Source organism: Corynebacterium guangdongense (genome assembly GCF_030408915.1).
GTDB classification, from domain to species: Bacteria; Actinomycetota; Actinomycetes; order Mycobacteriales; family Mycobacteriaceae; genus Corynebacterium; species Corynebacterium guangdongense.
In genome coordinates this window covers 2,382,468-2,398,090 of sequence record NZ_CP047654.1, presented here as the reverse complement: position 1 = coordinate 2,398,090, position 15,623 = coordinate 2,382,468, and the positions used below count along the sequence as shown (strand labels likewise).

Here is a 15,623-nt window from a genome sequence, read left to right as displayed (position 1 = left end):
GTCGGGGGCTGAGAGCTACTCGACGCCCAGGGCGGGACCGATGGTGCGCCAGGAGGTGCGCATCTGGTGCTCGAACAGGCCCCACGAGTGCGCCCCCTCGGCCAGGGGATACCAGTCGACCTCGTGACCGAAGCTGCGGGCGTGGTCGACGAACCAGTCCGAACACACGTAGGAGGCCGTCTCGATGGGGTTGAGCGGGCGGGAGCTCGGCTGGTTGTCAATTTCTCCGGGGATGCCGTGGGCGGCGGAGACGAACAGCGCCGTGCCGGCCAGCCGGTCCAGGTTCGCCGCGGGGTTGTGCGCGGCCCATGCGGGGTCGAACGCGCTGCCCCACATGTTGTCGGGGGTGCCGCCGTTCATGGTGACGGCGGCACGGGTGAAGCTGGATCCGAAGAGCCCCTCGGTGGCCGGGCACCCGGAGTAGGACGCCGCCGCGACGAATCGATCCGGGGCGATCGCGGCCAGGTCAAACGCCGGGCCCCCGGACATGGAGACGCCGCCGACGGCATCGCGCCCCGAACCGTGGAAGTGCGTGTCAACGATCTCGGGGAGCTCGTTGACCAGGTAGGTGCCCCACTGGTTGTCACCGAGGACCGGGTCAGCGTCGTACCAGTTCGTCTGCATGGAGGACACCGAGCCGATCGGGGTGACCACGTTGACCTGCCTGTCGGCGAAGAAGGACTCGTAGTCGGTGGTCCGTGCCCAGGTCCAGCCGCTGTGTGCGCCGTCGGCGCCCATCAGCAGGTAGAAGGTCGGCCGGGCGGCGGTGTTCGCTGCCCCGCCGGGCAGCAGAATCTCGTTTCTGACGATCCTGTCCATCGACGGCGAGTACACCTCGAAGCGGTGCAGGTCGCCGGTGACGTGCTCAACGCTGCGCAGTTCCGCGCCTGAGCCCGCCGGCCCCAACTCCGGCGGGAAGGTGGCGCTGACGTCCTGGGGGCCGGAACTGCTCGGTCCCCGCCCCGGCACACCGAAGAGGCTGGAGCCGAGCGCGCCCTCGGCGAGGATCGCGCCGACCAGCGCGGGCACCGACGACAGCGCCACATTGGAGGAGAGGGAGGACCCGGAGGAGACCGTCACCGCGGTGTCGACCGAGCTCAGGCCCGTCGAGGACGGGCCGGTGGCGGAGGGCTCGCCGGAAAGCGCGGAGCCGTCTCCGCTGGTCGACGCCTGCGCGCCGGCCGAGGGCCACGCGAGGAGGACGGCCGCCAGCGTGACGGCGAGGACGCGGGTCGTGCTCATGGGCCATACCCTAGCCGGGGCGTGACCGGCCGCTCCGGTCGACCAGCTGGCCGGGCACTCCGTCGACCTAGTCGACGTGGTTCGGGCGGGCGCCGGCGACCAGCGGCAGGGGGGTGAACTCGGCGCGCAGCTCGCGCAGGACCTGGGCATGCTCGGAGAGGCGAACGTCCTCCTCGGTGACCGGGATGAACTGGCGGGCCGGCAGCGGGTTGCCGTCGACGTCGATGCCGATGTAGGTCACCGTTGCGTGGATGGCCTCGGTGAGGTTGGCGCGGCCGCCGCGCGGGTCACCGGAACGGACGTGGATGGACATCTGCATCGAGCGGGCGTCGGTGCGCATCATCCGGGCGTCGACCTCGATGAGGTCGCCGATGTGGATCGGCTTGTAGAAGCGGATGCCGCCGGCGTAGACCGCGACGCAGTGCTCACCGGACCACTCCACCGCGCAGGAGATGCCAGCCTCATCGATCCACTCCATGGCGGTGCCGCCGTGGACGTTGCCGCCCCAGTTGATGTCCGTCGGCTTGGCCAGGAAACGGTGCACGACGCGCGGCGCGTCGGACGGACCGTCGTAGGTCTGCTTCTCCATCTCGGCCTGGATGGCTTTGCGCAGCGCGATACGCGACTCGGCGGCCTTCTCGACGCGCTGCTCCTCCGCGGTCTCCGGGACATAGGAGGGAACCGTGGTGGGGCGGCCGGTCTCCGCGTCCTTGGCGACGAAGATGACCAGGCAGTCGCAGGCCCGGGTGAACACACCCTCCTTCGGATCCGCGGAGTAGACCTCGTTGACGATGTGCATCGAGGAACGCCCCGTCATGGCGATACGCGAGCGCACCTCCACGAGGTGACCGGAGGGGATCGGACGGGTGAAGTGAATGTGGCCGACGTAGGCTGTGACGCAGTAGGTCGCCGACCACTGCACCGCGCACGCGTAGGCGGCCTTGTCGATCCACTCCAGCACGCGACCGCCGTGGACGCCGTGGTTGCCGTGGACGAGCACGTCCGTCGGTGCCGCGAGGAAACGCAGCGTGACCTTGGGGGAGCGGGTGGATTCAGTCATGGGTGTGGGGATCCTTGTTCAACGCCTGAAGTATTTGGCTAAGGATAACCCCAAGCAATCGCGGCGAACTGAAACCAAGTCCGAACAGGGGGAGGGGCGGGCCTAGACTTATGGACCATGGCACCCACGAAAAAAGTTCCCCCCGAGGAAATGATGGACGCCGTGGCGTCGGTCGCGGAGTGGCTGGCGGGCGGGCCGGGCGTCGCCACGCCGGCGCGGGCCGAGCTGGCCCGGGCGGTGCGCACCACCGCGCGCACTCTGGCCCAGGACGCGCCGGGCCACTCCGTCGAGGTCAGGGTTCCGCCCTTTGTGGCGGTGCAGTGCATCGCCGGCCCCGACCACACGCGCGGCACCCCGCCGAACGTGGTGGAGACCGATCCGCGGACCTGGCTGGAGCTGGCGACCGGGAGACTCGACTTCGGGGAGGCGGTGGCTGAGGGGCGGGTCGACGCCTCCGGGGCGCGGGCGCAGGAAATCCGGGGGTACCTGCCGGTGATGAAGAAATGACGGGCCCGGATGTCCTGGACTTTCTGAACGTGACCACCGGGGACTAAGGTAAGGCGCGTGACTGTAGCACCGCATCGTATGTCCAGTCGTCCGCAGACCCCACTCGACCAGTACGAGGGTCTTGACGACGCCGACGAGCGCAAGCCGCAAGAAGAATGTGGCGTCTTTGGCGTCTGGGCCCCGGGGGAAGACGTTTCCCGGATGGCCTACTTCGGGCTATTTGCACTCCAGCACCGTGGGCAGGAGGGTGCCGGCATCGCCGTGGGTGACAGCGAGCGACTGCTCGTCTTCAAGGACACCGGCCTGGTGTCCCAGGTCTTCGATGAGACGACCTTGAACTCGCTGCAGGGCGAGGTCGCCATCGGCCACACCCGGTACTCCACCGCCGGCGCGCAGAGCTGGGAGAACGTCCAGCCGATGTTCGCCTCCGCCCCGAACGGCACCGACATCGTCGTCGGCCACAACGGTAACCTCGTCAACTACGCGGAGCTCCACGAGGAGGCCGTCCGTCGCGGTCTGATGAAGGACCACGACGACCCGAAGAAGGAGGAGGGCTCCTCCTCCGACACCGCCGTCATGGCGGCCCTGCTCGCCGACGGCTGCCGCGACGACATCAGCGTCTTCGAATCGGCCAAGGAGCTGCTGCCCAAGATCAAGGGCGCCTTCTGCCTGACCTTCACCGACGGCAAGACCCTCTACGCCGCCCGTGACCCGCACGGGGTGCGCCCGCTCGTCCTGGGCAAACTCGACAACGGTTGGGTCGTCGCCAGCGAGACCTGCGCCCTCGACATCGTCGGCGCCGCCTTCGTCCGGGAGATCGAGCCGGGCGAGCTCGTCGCCATCGACGAGACCGGCGTCTACACCGAGCGCTACGCCGAGATCCAGCGGGCCGGCTGCGTCTTCGAGTACGTCTACCTCGCCCGTCCGGACTCCCACATCCGCGCCCGCAGCGTCAATGACGTGCGCATCGAGATGGGCAAGCGCCTGGCCCGCGAGTACCCGGCCGAGGGCGACCTCGTCATCCCGGTCCCGGAGTCCGGCGTCCCGTCGGCGGTGGGCTACGCCCGCGAGTCCGGCATCCCCTTCGGCACCGGCCTGGTCAAGAACGCCTACGTCGGCCGCACCTTCATCCAGCCCTCGCAGACGCTGCGCCAGCTGGGCATCCGGCTCAAGCTCAACCCGCTCAAGGAGGTCATCGAGGGCAAGCGCCTCATCGTCGTCGACGACTCCATCGTCCGCGGCAACACCCAGCGCGCGCTGATCCGCATGCTGCGCGAGGCCGGGGCCGCCGAGGTGCACGTCCGCATCGCCTCCCCGCCGGTGAAGTGGCCGTGCTTCTACGGCATCGACTTCGCCTCCCCGGGCGAGCTGATCGCCAACCACGGCGACACCTCCTCCGAGGCGGCGATGGTGGAGTCCATCCGCACCGCCATCGGCGCCGACTCCCTCGGATTCGTCTCCGTCGAGCAGATGGTCGAGGCCACCGAGCAGCCCGACCGGGAGCTGTGCACCGCGTGCTTCTCCGGCCACTACCCGCTGGGCCTGCCGGCGAAGAACCCCAACGCCGACGCCGTCCGTAAGATTCAGCTCGGACATCCCGAGTTCCACCTCGCGTCCCAGAAGCAGAGCGCAGCCCTGAACGAAGCCGGGCCCGCCGAATCGACCGCAGCAACCCAGGAGTAATCGAGATGACTGACAACACCCCCGCAGCAGACACCGACGCCGAGGGCGGCGCCTCCTACGCGGCTGCCGGAGTCGACATTGAGGCTGGCGACCGTGCCGTCGACCTGATCAAGTCCCACGCCAAGCGCGCCTCCCGCGCGGAGGTTCGCGGCGGCATCGGCGGGTTCGCCGGCCTCTTCGCCCTGGGCAAGTACAAGGAGCCCCTGCTGGCCGCCGGCTCGGACGGCGTCGGCACGAAGCTGGCCGTCGCTCAGGCGATGGACAAGCACGACACCATCGGCATCGACCTGGTCGCCATGTGCGTCGACGACCTCGTCGTCTGTGGGGCCGAGCCGCTCTTCCTGCAGGACTACATCGCCATCGGCAAGGTCGTCCCGGAGAAGGTCGCCGACATCGTCTCCGGCATCGCCGACGGCTGCGAGCAGGCCGGCTGCGCCCTGCTGGGCGGCGAGACCGCCGAGCACCCGGGCGTGATGGGTGAGGACGACTATGACGTCTCCGCCACCGCCGTCGGCGTCGTCGAGGCCGACGAGCTGCTCGGCCCGGACAAGGTGCGCACGGGCGACGTCATCATCGCCATGGGCTCCTCCGGCCTGCACTCCAACGGCTACTCCCTGGCCCGCCACGTGCTCCTGGAGCGCGCCGGCCTGCCGCTCGACGGCCACATCGAGGAGCTCGGCCGCACCCTCGGCGAGGAGATGCTCGAGCCGACCCGCATCTACGCCCTCGACTGCCTGGCGCTGATCAACGAGTGCACCGTCCGGACCTTCTGCCACGTCACCGGCGGCGGCCTGGCCGGCAACATGGAGCGCATCATGCCGGAGGGCATGGTCGCCGACATGTCCCGCGCCACCTGGACCCCGGCCCCGATCTTCCGCATGATCCAGTCCCTGGGCAAGGTCGACCGCCTCGAGATGGAGAAGACCTTCAACATGGGCGTCGGCATGGTCGCCGTCGTCGCGGCCGCGGACCGGGACCGCGCCCTGGCCATGCTCACCGCGCGCCACATCGACGCCTGGGAGCTGGGCACCGTCCGCAACGCCACCGAGGACGACGAGTCCCGTGCCGTGCTGACCGGCGACCATCCCTCCCACCGCGGCTAGTCGCCGCCGGCACGATCCGACGCAGGAAACGCGTAAACCGGGTGGTGCCGGACGACCTCGTTGAAGGTTGTCCGGCACCACCCGGTTTTCTTGCCTCAAGGGGCAAGGATGCTGATCGGTGGGGATTGCCGTGGCCGACCCCGAAGGAACTACGCGGGGGTTAGCCGTCACACCGGCAGCATCAGGACCCGGGAAGATTCGGAACCATGAGTCTGGAGCGACCCATGGGTTCCTTAAACCAGAAGGGTGACGTGGTTAACGGCGAGCGGTGTCGCCGCCCCCGCCGTCTTCCCAGTCCTCATACTCATCCACGTAATCGGCGTACTGGTCGTCGACGTACTCGTCGTCGTCCTCGTCCGCCCAGTCACGTGCCGGCGGCTTGCCGGCGAGCTCGCGCTGGAGGCTGTCCAGATCCATCTCGGGCGTGTTGTACTTCAGCTGGCGTGCAACCTTGGTCTGCTTTGCCTTTGCTCGACCGCGTCCCATGGCCTGACCCCCTTGAGGTTGTCGGAACGGTCCAGGGAAAATTCGGACGTCCCATCGACTTATCTATGTGTATGCAATCCTGTTCAACACAATAGCCGTTCCCGCGGAAAAATTCCCCACTGGGTCTCTAGCTGGGGTTATAGGAGATTACTCCTGCTGGCCGCGAAGCTTTGCGATCGCCGCCCGACCCGCCTTCTCACCCTCGTCGGCGGGCAGGGAGTCCGGATCGACGCTCGCGGAGACCGGTGCGCGGCCACCGTCGGCGTCGACGACGCTCAACTCTCCGACGTCGAGGGCGGATCGCTTGACCAGCGCCAGCGCGATCGGCCCGTAGTCGCAGTCGTGGACCACGGTGCCCAGCCGACCCACCGCGCGGCCGTTGAACTCCAGCCTGTCGCCCGGCAGCGGGGCGGCCGGGGCGGAACCGTCGAGCTGCAGCATCACGAGCACGCGAGGGCTGCGGCCGAGGTTCTCCACCCGGGCCACGGTCTCCTGGCCGCGGTAGCAGCCCTTGCTCAGGTGGACCGCGCCGACGTGCTCACCGCGGCCGATGAAGCCGGGGACCTCGTGCGGGATGGACTTGCCGTCCAGATCCGCGCCCAGCTCCGGTTCGAGGCCGCGAACGCGTTCGGCGGTGAAGGCCATCAGGCCGGCCAGGCGGAAGCCGGCGTCGACAAGCGTGTCGACGGCGGTCCCCAGCTCGGCGCGCGGCACGGCGAGGTCGCGGCGGGGGGCGGACGCCCAGGCGACGGGGCGGAGGAAGAGCGGGGACAGGCCCGGCGGAATGGGGGCGTCGCCCAGAACACTGAGGATCCCGTAGTCGACCTCCGTGATGGTCACCTCCGACCAGAAGATCATCATCTGGAGGAACCTGAGGAAGGTCGGCGTCTGCGCGGCCGGGAAATCCAGGTAGAAGTCGTCGCCGACGCGGGCGACGTCCGCGTGGTGCAGGATGTGCCCCTGGATGTCGAGGTCCAGGGCGGAACCACCGAAACCGTCGGGGGCGTCGTCCAGCTTCTGGCTGAGGAGGTTGTTGAGGAAGTGCGCGGCGTCCTTGCCGGACACCCTGATCACGGTGCGGTGGGAGCGGTCCACGACGACGCCGCCGTCGTGGATGGCGCGCTGCTCGCCGAGGGGGTCACCGTAATGCCAGGCCACGCCGCGGGCGTCGACGGCGGTCTCGACGCCGTCATGATCCAGCGGGGCGGCGCCGGGGCGGCCGAGCAGCACAGATGTGTAATCAGGGCGGTCAGGGGTGCCTACATTGGTATCGTCAGTCACAAGGACGATGGTATCCGCCACGTCAAGACCCGTGAATCCACCTCATAAGGAACGGCGACTTCCCATGCCCTTCGGCAGTCCAGCTCCGGTCATCTACATTCTCGAACCGTACGGCGGCTCGGCGCGCACGCAGAATCCGAATCTGCCGCACATCTTCTTCGACGATTCCGGAATCACCCGCGGTGACGGCGTCTTCGAGACCCTGCTGGTGACGGACGGCCACGTGGCCAACCTGGAGCGCCACGCCGAGCGGTTCGTGCGCTCCGCGAAGAAGCTCGACCTGCCGACGCCTGACGTCGAGCAGTGGAAAGCGGCCTCCCGCCAGGCCGCCGAGGACTGGACGGCCGCCTGTCGGGGAGAACGCATCGACGGTCGGCTGGGCTGGTCCTACACCCGCGGGCGCGCCAAGACCGGCATCCCGACGGCCTGGCTGACCATCCAGGAGGCCACGGTGATGGACCGGGCCACCCGGGTGAGGGGGCTGCGGGTGCTTTCCGCCTCCCGCGGCTACACGATGGCCACCGGCGCGGACGCCGCCCCGTGGCGCACCGAAGCGGCCAAGACGCTCGACTACGCGGAAAACATGGCCGCCCTGCGCTGGGCCCGGGCCAACAACGCAGATGACGTGATTCTCACCGATCCGGGCACGGGCCGGGTGCTGGAGGCGGCCACCGCCAGCATCATCGCCGTGCGCCGGGGCGGGAAGCTGCGCACACCCAAACCCGTCGGAGGGGTGTTGCAGGGTACGGGCCAGCTCGCCATCTTCGAGGAGGCGGAGAAACACGGGTGGAACTGCCGGGCCAAGGACTTCAACGTCGACTACCTGCAGCGATCGGAGTCGGTGTGGCTGGTCAGCTCCGTGCGCCGCGCGGTGCGCGTGGCCCAGTTGAACGGGAAGAAGTTGCCGGCCCCGGCGAACGCCACCGAGCTGGCGGAGATGTTCGACAGGGCCCTCGAGAAGTAACCGGGGACGTTGCTTGGCCCCCGGCCGGCACTTCCCTAGCCGGCGATGCGCTTGAGCTCGGCGGACATGTGCGGTTTGAGCTCGCCGTCGACGAGACGTTCGTCGACCCAGCCGAGGTTGTTGTTGGGCAGCAGGCCGTAGAGGCGCTTGCCCGGCCCGTGGGCCTCCGGGCCGTTCTCGGTCACTGTGGTGGAGGCGGACTCCAACTGCCACGCGCGCTCGGTACGCGGTTCGCCGTACATGATCTCGATGACGCCGGCGGAGTTGGCCAGGGTCGCGGTGATCTCGTCCTTGGCGGTGATGGTCCAGAAACCCGTCTCGCGACGGTCGGTCCCGACGACGTTGCCCTCCTCGTCCTGGCGCCAGATCCGGGACTCGTACATCAGGTACTCGCCGCCGTCGTGGGAGAAGATGATCTGCTGCTCGAAGGAGTACTGGCCCGCCTCGGTGTCCGCCTGGCCGTGGCCCCGCCAGACGCCGACCAGGGGGAGCAGGGCGAGGAGCGCGTCATGCAGGCTCGGACCGTAGCGGAGGTTGGCGGTGTCTTCGTGCAGCGGAAGCTTGTCCAGGCCCAGCTCAGGGATGTTGCGGGGGGCGGTGGACTCGGACTGCTCGGCGGCCAGGTTCACGGCGTCGGAACCGGAGGTGCGCCCGGGGGTCTCCGGCTCAGCGATGCGCTGGTGGTCCTGGCTCGGGTGCTGCTCCCCAGCGGCCGGGGGGTTGGGTGTGCCCGACGCGGCTGCTGCGGCGTCGGCGGGAGTGTCCTGCGGGTTCTGCTCAGTCATGGACTCCACACTAGTGACTGCCCCCTCACCGTATCCACCCCGCCTGAGGGGTGTCGGACTGTCGTCGCCGTCGCGCTACGGCTGCGGCAGGCGAGGCGGCTCGCCCCCGCCCTCGCGGGTGAACCTGGAGTTGCCGGTCGCGCTCGGCACGAGGTCCTCCTCGGCGATGACGGTCCGGTAGCGCGCGTGCTCGAAAGTGATCGAACCGCCGGCGAGGTAGACGGCGGTGGCCGGGCCGCCGATCGGCAGGGAAGTGGTGTCCCGGGTCAGGGTGAACGCCTCAGTGGCCTCCTCCTCGCGTCCTTCCGGCGCGCTGAGGACGTCGGTCACCCGCATGGTGAATTCACCGGCGTCGAGGCGCAGTTTCGTCAGCACCGACACGGGCTCGTCGAACCCGACGGGGGTGCCCGTCAGCTGGGCCTCCGCGGCGACCCCGCCGCCCGGGGATATGTCGTAGGGGTTCTTGATGTCCAGGTCGGTCATGTTGAGCACCTGCCCCAGCGCGACGCCGTCAAGCGAGACGCTGCGGGTCACGGCGCTGACCGGCGCCCCGATGATCTCGCCGCGGTAAGCCCGGGCGGCGGGAATCTCCAGTTCGGCGAACTCGGAACGGGCGTTGACGATGCCGAGACCGGCCACGTCGACGTCCAGCACATCCAGCGAGACCAGAGGGACCTCCCCGGTCACCAGCACCTGGGCGAAGGGCAGGCCGCCGATATAGGATTTGGGGGAGCTCTGCAGGCCCGCGGACCGCTCCGCGGAGGAGGACAGGCGGGCCTCCGCGCGGGCGGCCAGGGCGGAGTCCGCCAGCCACAGCAGGCCCAGCACGACCGCGATGGCGAGAGCGGCGATGACCGCCGGATGGTCGCGGAGGCGTCGGGAAGTCTTCACGCCATCTATTTCTACCGGATAGCCTGGGGGCCATGAACCCACTGACCCTGATCTGGACCCGACTCCCCGACGATTCCGACCGACTGCCCGGCGTGCGGGAGCTTCTCGACGCAGTCTCCGAGGCAGACGGCATCGACGCCCTGTCGGAGCAGTTCGTCCTGGGGCTCGCCGACGCCCGGTTGGGGCACCAGCACCTGATCGGGGAGGACTCCGCCGGTCGCCTGGTGGCCGTGGCCGCCATCGCCGACGACGAGGTCGAGTTGGCGGTCCATCCCCAGCAGCGCAGGCTCGGTTACGGCGCCCAGATGTTGCGCTCGCTCGCGGACAGGGTGGACGGGCTCAAGGTGTGGGCGCACGGTAACCTGCCCGGCGCGCGGGCCATCGCGGGGGCGGAGAACCTGCAGGTCGTTCGCCGGCTGCTCGTCCTGGAAATTGCCGGGGACAGCCTCGACGCCGCAGCCGGGGTGGACCTGCCGGCGGGGGTCAGCGCACTCAATCTCAGCGACTCCATCGAACGCTGGGGTGAGGAGCGGGTGCTCGATGCCTGGCTGGCCGCCAACAACGAGGCCTTCGCCTGGCATCCGGAGCAGGGCGGCTGGGACAGGGACCGGCTGCGTCGGGGAATGGACGTTGAGTGGTTCGACCCCGCGGACGTGTGGCTGCTCTGGGACGTGCCGGCGGGCGCGGACGCTCCGGCCACGATGCCGGGCCTGGCGGGCTTCCACTGGACCAAGTGGCACGACGGCGCCACGGCCGAGGTCTATGTCGTCGGGCTCGCCGACGGCTACCGGGGTCGAGGTCTGGGCGGCCCGGCCGTGTCCATGGGGCTGCGGCACCTGCGCGAGGGCGGCGCCCGACGCGTCATCCTCTACGTCGAGGACGACAACGCCACCGCCGTGGAGCGCTACCGGGCGGACGGGTTCACCCTGGCCGAGGAGCACGTGGTTTACTCCGCCAGCTGAAACATGCGGGGAACCGGCGGTGCTGCGCACATAGCAGCCAGGTGGGCGAACTCTGGGAGTTTCCTCAAAGTGCCCCCTGATGGGGGTATTTTAAGGGCGGGAAGGCTCGGAGAAACTCGAAAAATTGAGTGAAGTGACAACATTTGATGTGTTTACCGTCACTAAGAAAATATTATAGGGCCACGTCGGGCGTGAAGTTGGGGATTTGTTAACCGCCAGTTCACCTGATGGAACCCAAGTGGTTAACGTGCACCCTCTACCTTGTCATCCTGTGAGCAACAACGGTTGTGCATGTACGGAGCCTGGCGGAAGGTCGCCGAGGTTCGCGAACGTGAACCGGATGTACCGGCCCGCGCCCTGGGAAGGGTGCTGGCTTGCTCGGACTCCTCAAACTGACTGAACTTATCCGCACAGGAAAGGCATTCCCGTGATTCGTAACTTCAAGCGTTCCGCCGCTGTCCTTGGTGTCGTTGCCGCTGGCTCCGTCGCCCTGGTCGCCTGCTCCGACTCCTCCGATTCCGCCGACACCTCCGCAGAGTCCTCCGCAGCCGAGTCCGGCTCCGACTCCGCGGCCGCCTCCGAGGGTCTGTCCGGCCAGTCCGGCGAGCTCGTCGGCGAGGGCGCCTCCTCCCAGCAGAACGCCATGGAGGTCTTCGGCACGGTCTACGCCGAGAACGTCGACGGTGCTTCCCTGGCCTACAACCCGACCGGTTCGGGCTCCGGCCGCACCAACTTCATCGCCGGTCAGGTCGACTTCGCCGGTTCCGACTCCCCGCTGGCGGAAGACCAGATTGAGCCGGCCAAGGAGCGTTGCGAGGGCAACGACGCCTGGCACCTGCCGTTCGTCGTCGGCCCGGTCGCCGTCGCCTACAACCTGGAGGGCCTGGAGGGCGTCGCCCTCGACATCCCCACCGTCGCCGCCATCTTCAAGGGCGAAATCACCAACTGGAACGACCCGGCCATCGCCGCCACCAACGAGGGCGTCGAGCTCCCGGATCAGGACATCACCGTCATCGCTCGTTCCGACGAGTCCGGCACCTCCGGCAACTTCCAGAAGTTCCTGCAGGCCGCTGTCCCGGATCAGTGGGACACCGAGGGCGAGCAGTTCCCGATCCCGGCCAACGGTGAGTCCGCCAACGGCTCCAACGGCGTCGCCACCCAGGTCGCCAACATCCCGGGCGCCATCACCTACGTCGAGGCCGGTTTCGCCACCCAGAACAACCTGGGCGTCGCCGCTCTGGACTTCGGTTCCGGCGCAACCGAGCTCAACAACGAGACCGTCGGTTCCGCACTGGACGCGCTCGAGTTCTCCACCGAGGGCCACAACATGGTCGTCGACTCCGAGGCGCTGTTCCAGCAGACCCAGGAGGGCGCTTACCCGCTCATCCTCACCACCTATGAGATCGTCTGCTCCGCAGGCTACGATGAGGAGACCCAGAACCTGGTCAAGGATTTCCTGACCGTCTCCCTGGACAACCAGGACGCCATCGGTGAGATCGGCTTCATCCCGATCGCCAAGGATTCCACCCACGGCCAGCGTCTGGCAGACGCCATCGCCGCCATCGGTGAGGGTGCGTAAGCACCCCCCCGCTGTCGGACCGTGACCAGGCATTTTATTGTCGGGATCGCGGGCCGGTGATGTCGAACCCCCGTCCGCTGAGCAGCGGCGGGGGTTCCATCGTGGGTAGCCACCCACTGCGTATGCCCCATTTTTACTCTCACGAAGGATCTAGAACCTGATGGCTAACAACCCGAGGGATCCCGAATCGCGTGCGGATGAGCCCGAACTGATGGCCAAATCGACCACCACCCTCGGTGCCGTGTCCGAAGGCGCGGTGCCGGGCGGCACCGTCCCTGCGGAGCGCGCAAGCAAGAGCTCCGGCGTCAAGCGTCCCGGTGACCGAATCTTCGAGCTGCTGGCGACGACGTCGGCCGTCCTCATCACCGTCCTGATCGCCGCGATCGGCCTCTACCTGCTGCTTAACGCGATTCCCGCGCTGAGCCGAAACGACGGCGGCCTCCTGGGCTTCTTCACCTACGGCGAGCGCTGGGACACCAGTCCGGACGACGGCATGCAGTTCGGCATCCCGAACATCTTCGGCGCCACCGTCTTCATCTCGCTGGTCGCCCTCATCATCGCCATGCCGGTCGCGCTCGGCATCGCCATCTTCCTGTCCAACTACGCGCCGAAGAAGGCAGTCAAGCCGCTGGGGTTCCTGGTGGACATGCTGGCCGCCGTGCCCTCCATCGTCTACGGCCTGTGGGGCTGGCAGGTGCTGGGCCCGGCACTGTCCAACTTCTACCAGTGGTGTCACGACGTCTTCGGTGACTGGCTGTTCCTCTTCGCGTGGGACGGCGCGCCGGCGTTCGCGACCGGACGCAACATCTTCACCGGTGGCATCGTCCTGGCCGTGATGATTCTCCCGGTCATCGCCGCCACCGCCCGTGAGGTCTTCGTCCAGACGCCCCCGGGCCAGATTGAGGCCGCGCTCGCTTTGGGCGCCACCCGCTGGGAAGTCGTCCGGATGACCGTCCTGCCGTTCGGCATGTCGGGCTACATCTCCGGCTCCATGCTCGGTCTCGGTCGTGCACTGGGCGAGACCATGGCGTTGTACATGGTCGTCTCCGGCGCCACCAATTTCCGTTGGTCCCTGCTCGACGGCGGCACCACCTTCGCTACGGCGATCGCCAACGCCGCGCCTGAGTTCAACAACCCGATTTCCGCGGGTGCCTACATCGCCGCCGGCCTGGTGCTGTTCCTGCTGACCTTCGTGGTCAACACGATCGCCCGCTCGATGGTCAAGTAAGGAAGGCGAGAAAAACAATGTCTACTACTGTTTCCGCTAACACGACCGCCACGGGTGGCAGCGTCTTCACGCACATCTCCGGCTCGCGCAAGACCACCAACACCATCATGACCGGCCTGGTCTGGTTCACGATGCTTCTGGCGATGGTCCCGCTGGTGTGGGTCCTGTGGACCGTCATCTCCCAGGGCATCGGCATTCTCTTCACCGCCTCCTGGTGGACCGAGGATCAGGGCCGGACCCCGACCTTCATGGAGGGCGGCGGCGCCCTCCACGCCATCATCGGCACCGTGCTGCAGACCGTCGTCGCAGCCCTGATCTCGGTCCCGATCGGCATCTTCACCGCGATTTACCTGGTGGAGTACTCCTACGGCAACCGCCTCGGTCGAATCACCACCTTCATGGTCGACATTCTCTCCGGCGTCCCGTCCATCGTGGCCGCGCTGTTCGTCTACGCGCTGTGGATCACCAACTTCGGCTTCGGCCGCTCCGGTTTCGCCGTGACCCTGTCGCTGATCCTCCTGATGATTCCGCTGGTCGTGCGCAACACCGAGGAGATGCTGCGCGTGGTGCCGATGGACCTGCGCGAGGCCTCCTACGCCCTGGGCGTGCCGAAGTGGAAGACGATCCAGAAGATCGTGCTGCCGACCGCACTGTCCGGCATCGTCACCGGCGTCATGCTGGCCATCGCCCGCGTCATGGGTGAGTCCGCGCCGGTCCTGATCCTGGTCGGTTCCACCCGAACCATCAACTGGGACATCTTCGAAGGCCCGCAGTCCTCCCTTCCGCTCATGATGCTGGACATGTACAAGTCCGGCACCACGGAGCCGACCCTCGACAAGCTCTGGGGCGCGGCGCTGACCCTGGTGCTCATCATCGCCATCCTGAACATTGCCGCGCGAGTCATCTCCGACAAGTTCTCGGTGAAGAAGTAACCGTCGCCAAACCCCACGAACGCTTTAGGAAAGACAATGGCTACCAAGCTCCTCCTCAACGACGTCAACATCTTCTACGGTGACTTCCACGCCGTTCAGAACGTCAACCTCGACATCCCGGCCCAGGCCGTCACCGCCTTCATCGGCCCGTCCGGCTGCGGCAAGTCCACCGTCCTGCGCACCCTCAACCGCATGCACGAGGTCATCCCGGGCGCCCGCGTCGAGGGCGAGATCCGTCTCGACGGCGAGGACATCTACGGCCGGGGCATCGACCCGGTCTCCGTCCGCAACACCGTCGGCATGGTCTTCCAGAAGGCCAACCCGTTCCCGACCATGTCCATCGAGGACAACGTCGTCGCCGGACTGAAGCTCTCCGGCGAGAAGAACAAGAAGAAGCTCAAGGAGGTCGCCGAGAAGTCCCTGCGCGGCGCCAACCTGTGGGAGGAGGTCAAGGACCGCCTCGACAAGCCGGGCGGCGGCCTCTCCGGCGGCCAGCAGCAGCGTCTGTGCATCGCCCGCGCGATCGCCGTGGAGCCGGAGGTCCTGCTCATGGATGAGCCGTGTTCCGCACTGGACCCGATCTCCACCCTGGCCATCGAGGACCTCATCCACGAGCTGAAGAAGGACTTCACGATCGTCATCGTGACCCACAACATGCAGCAGGCGGCCCGCGTCTCGGACATGACCGCCTTCTACAACCTCGAGGCCACCGGCAAGCCGGGCCACCTGGTCGAGTACAACCCGACCAAGAAGATCTTCGAGAACCCGGACCAGAAGGAAACCGAAGACTACATCGCCGGCCGCTTCGGCTAAATCAGGCGGACGCCACGCTCGGTCCCAGTCAGTCTGAGCGAGTCCAGGCACCTCATCCAGCCCTCACCCACCCCGGGCACCAGTTCAGCCCCGGGGTGGGTGAGGGC

At 67.8% G+C, this 15,623-nt stretch carries 15 protein-coding genes; 9 read left to right on the top strand and 6 right to left on the bottom strand.

Annotation, left to right across the window (positions count from 1 at the left end):
* Positions 1-15 precede the first annotated feature (15 nt).
* The gene (locus tag CGUA_RS11310; RefSeq protein ID WP_290195722.1) at positions 16-1,242 is read right to left on the bottom strand and encodes an alpha/beta hydrolase; all 1,227 of its coding nucleotides are present in this window, start codon (positions 1,240-1,242) and stop codon (positions 16-18) included.
* A 67-nt stretch (positions 1,243-1,309) separates the two neighbouring features.
* Positions 1,310-2,302, bottom strand: coding sequence for an acyl-CoA thioesterase (locus CGUA_RS11305; protein WP_290195720.1), 993 nt, complete (start codon positions 2,300-2,302; stop codon positions 1,310-1,312).
* A gap of 117 nt (positions 2,303-2,419) precedes the next feature.
* Here CGUA_RS11305 and CGUA_RS11300 point away from each other — a divergent pair, with 117 nt between their 5' ends.
* The 3 genes from CGUA_RS11300 (at position 2,420) to purM (ending at position 5,595) form a co-directional block, all read left to right on the top strand.
* A complete protein-coding gene (locus CGUA_RS11300) occupies positions 2,420-2,809 on the top strand; it encodes a sterol carrier family protein (protein ID WP_290195718.1) in 390 nt (129 codons plus the stop codon).
* 78 nt (positions 2,810-2,887) lie between these two features.
* Positions 2,888-4,492 carry an amidophosphoribosyltransferase gene (gene purF / locus CGUA_RS11295; RefSeq protein ID WP_290195715.1) on the top strand — a complete coding sequence of 535 codons (1,605 nt, stop codon included), beginning with the start codon at positions 2,888-2,890 and terminating at the stop codon, positions 4,490-4,492.
* 5 nt (positions 4,493-4,497) lie between these two features.
* Positions 4,498-5,595, top strand: a complete 1,098-nt coding sequence (gene purM, locus CGUA_RS11290) for a phosphoribosylformylglycinamidine cyclo-ligase (RefSeq protein ID WP_290195713.1) — start codon at positions 4,498-4,500, stop codon at positions 5,593-5,595.
* A gap of 255 nt (positions 5,596-5,850) precedes the next feature.
* Here purM and CGUA_RS11285 read toward each other — a convergent pair whose 3' ends face one another.
* Together CGUA_RS11285 and ygfZ are read right to left on the bottom strand one after the other, a co-directional pair.
* Positions 5,851-6,081, bottom strand: a complete 231-nt coding sequence (locus tag CGUA_RS11285; RefSeq protein WP_290195712.1) for a DUF3073 domain-containing protein — start codon at positions 6,079-6,081, stop codon at positions 5,851-5,853.
* A 147-nt stretch (positions 6,082-6,228) separates the two neighbouring features.
* Positions 6,229-7,362, bottom strand: coding sequence for a CAF17-like 4Fe-4S cluster assembly/insertion protein YgfZ (gene ygfZ / locus CGUA_RS11280; RefSeq protein WP_290195710.1), 1,134 nt, complete (start codon positions 7,360-7,362; stop codon positions 6,229-6,231).
* 64 nt (positions 7,363-7,426) lie between these two features.
* Between ygfZ and CGUA_RS11275 the strand changes: the two genes are divergently transcribed.
* Positions 7,427-8,326, top strand: coding sequence for an aminodeoxychorismate lyase (locus tag CGUA_RS11275; RefSeq protein WP_290195707.1), 900 nt, complete (start codon positions 7,427-7,429; stop codon positions 8,324-8,326).
* Between the two features lie 35 nt (positions 8,327-8,361).
* Here CGUA_RS11275 and CGUA_RS11270 read toward each other — a convergent pair whose 3' ends face one another.
* Together CGUA_RS11270 and CGUA_RS11265 are read right to left on the bottom strand one after the other, a co-directional pair.
* Positions 8,362-9,111, bottom strand: a complete 750-nt coding sequence (locus CGUA_RS11270) for a heme-binding beta-barrel domain-containing protein (protein WP_290195705.1) — start codon at positions 9,109-9,111, stop codon at positions 8,362-8,364.
* A 75-nt stretch (positions 9,112-9,186) separates the two neighbouring features.
* On the bottom strand, positions 9,187-10,002 hold the full coding sequence (locus tag CGUA_RS11265) for an LmeA family phospholipid-binding protein (protein WP_290195703.1): 816 nt from the start codon (positions 10,000-10,002) through the stop codon (positions 9,187-9,189).
* Positions 10,003-10,043: 41 nt separating this feature from the next.
* Here CGUA_RS11265 and mshD point away from each other — a divergent pair, with 41 nt between their 5' ends.
* The 5 genes from mshD (at position 10,044) to pstB (ending at position 15,516) form a co-directional block, all read left to right on the top strand.
* Positions 10,044-10,964: a mycothiol synthase gene (gene mshD, locus CGUA_RS11260; protein ID WP_374725076.1), complete on the top strand. Its 921-nt coding sequence runs from the start codon at positions 10,044-10,046 to the stop codon at positions 10,962-10,964.
* 427 nt (positions 10,965-11,391) lie between these two features.
* Complete coding sequence (pstS, locus tag CGUA_RS11255) at positions 11,392-12,543, top strand: phosphate ABC transporter substrate-binding protein PstS (protein WP_290195699.1); 1,152 nt, start codon at positions 11,392-11,394, stop codon at positions 12,541-12,543.
* 160 nt (positions 12,544-12,703) lie between these two features.
* On the top strand, positions 12,704-13,771 hold the full coding sequence (gene pstC / locus CGUA_RS11250) for a phosphate ABC transporter permease subunit PstC (RefSeq protein WP_290195697.1): 1,068 nt from the start codon (positions 12,704-12,706) through the stop codon (positions 13,769-13,771).
* Between the two features lie 17 nt (positions 13,772-13,788).
* Complete coding sequence (gene pstA, locus CGUA_RS11245; protein ID WP_290195695.1) at positions 13,789-14,703, top strand: phosphate ABC transporter permease PstA; 915 nt, start codon at positions 13,789-13,791, stop codon at positions 14,701-14,703.
* Between the two features lie 36 nt (positions 14,704-14,739).
* Entirely contained in the window at positions 14,740-15,516 is a 777-nt protein-coding gene (gene pstB / locus CGUA_RS11240; RefSeq protein ID WP_290195693.1) for a phosphate ABC transporter ATP-binding protein PstB, read from the top strand.
* The last annotated feature ends 107 nt before the right edge of the window (positions 15,517-15,623 follow it).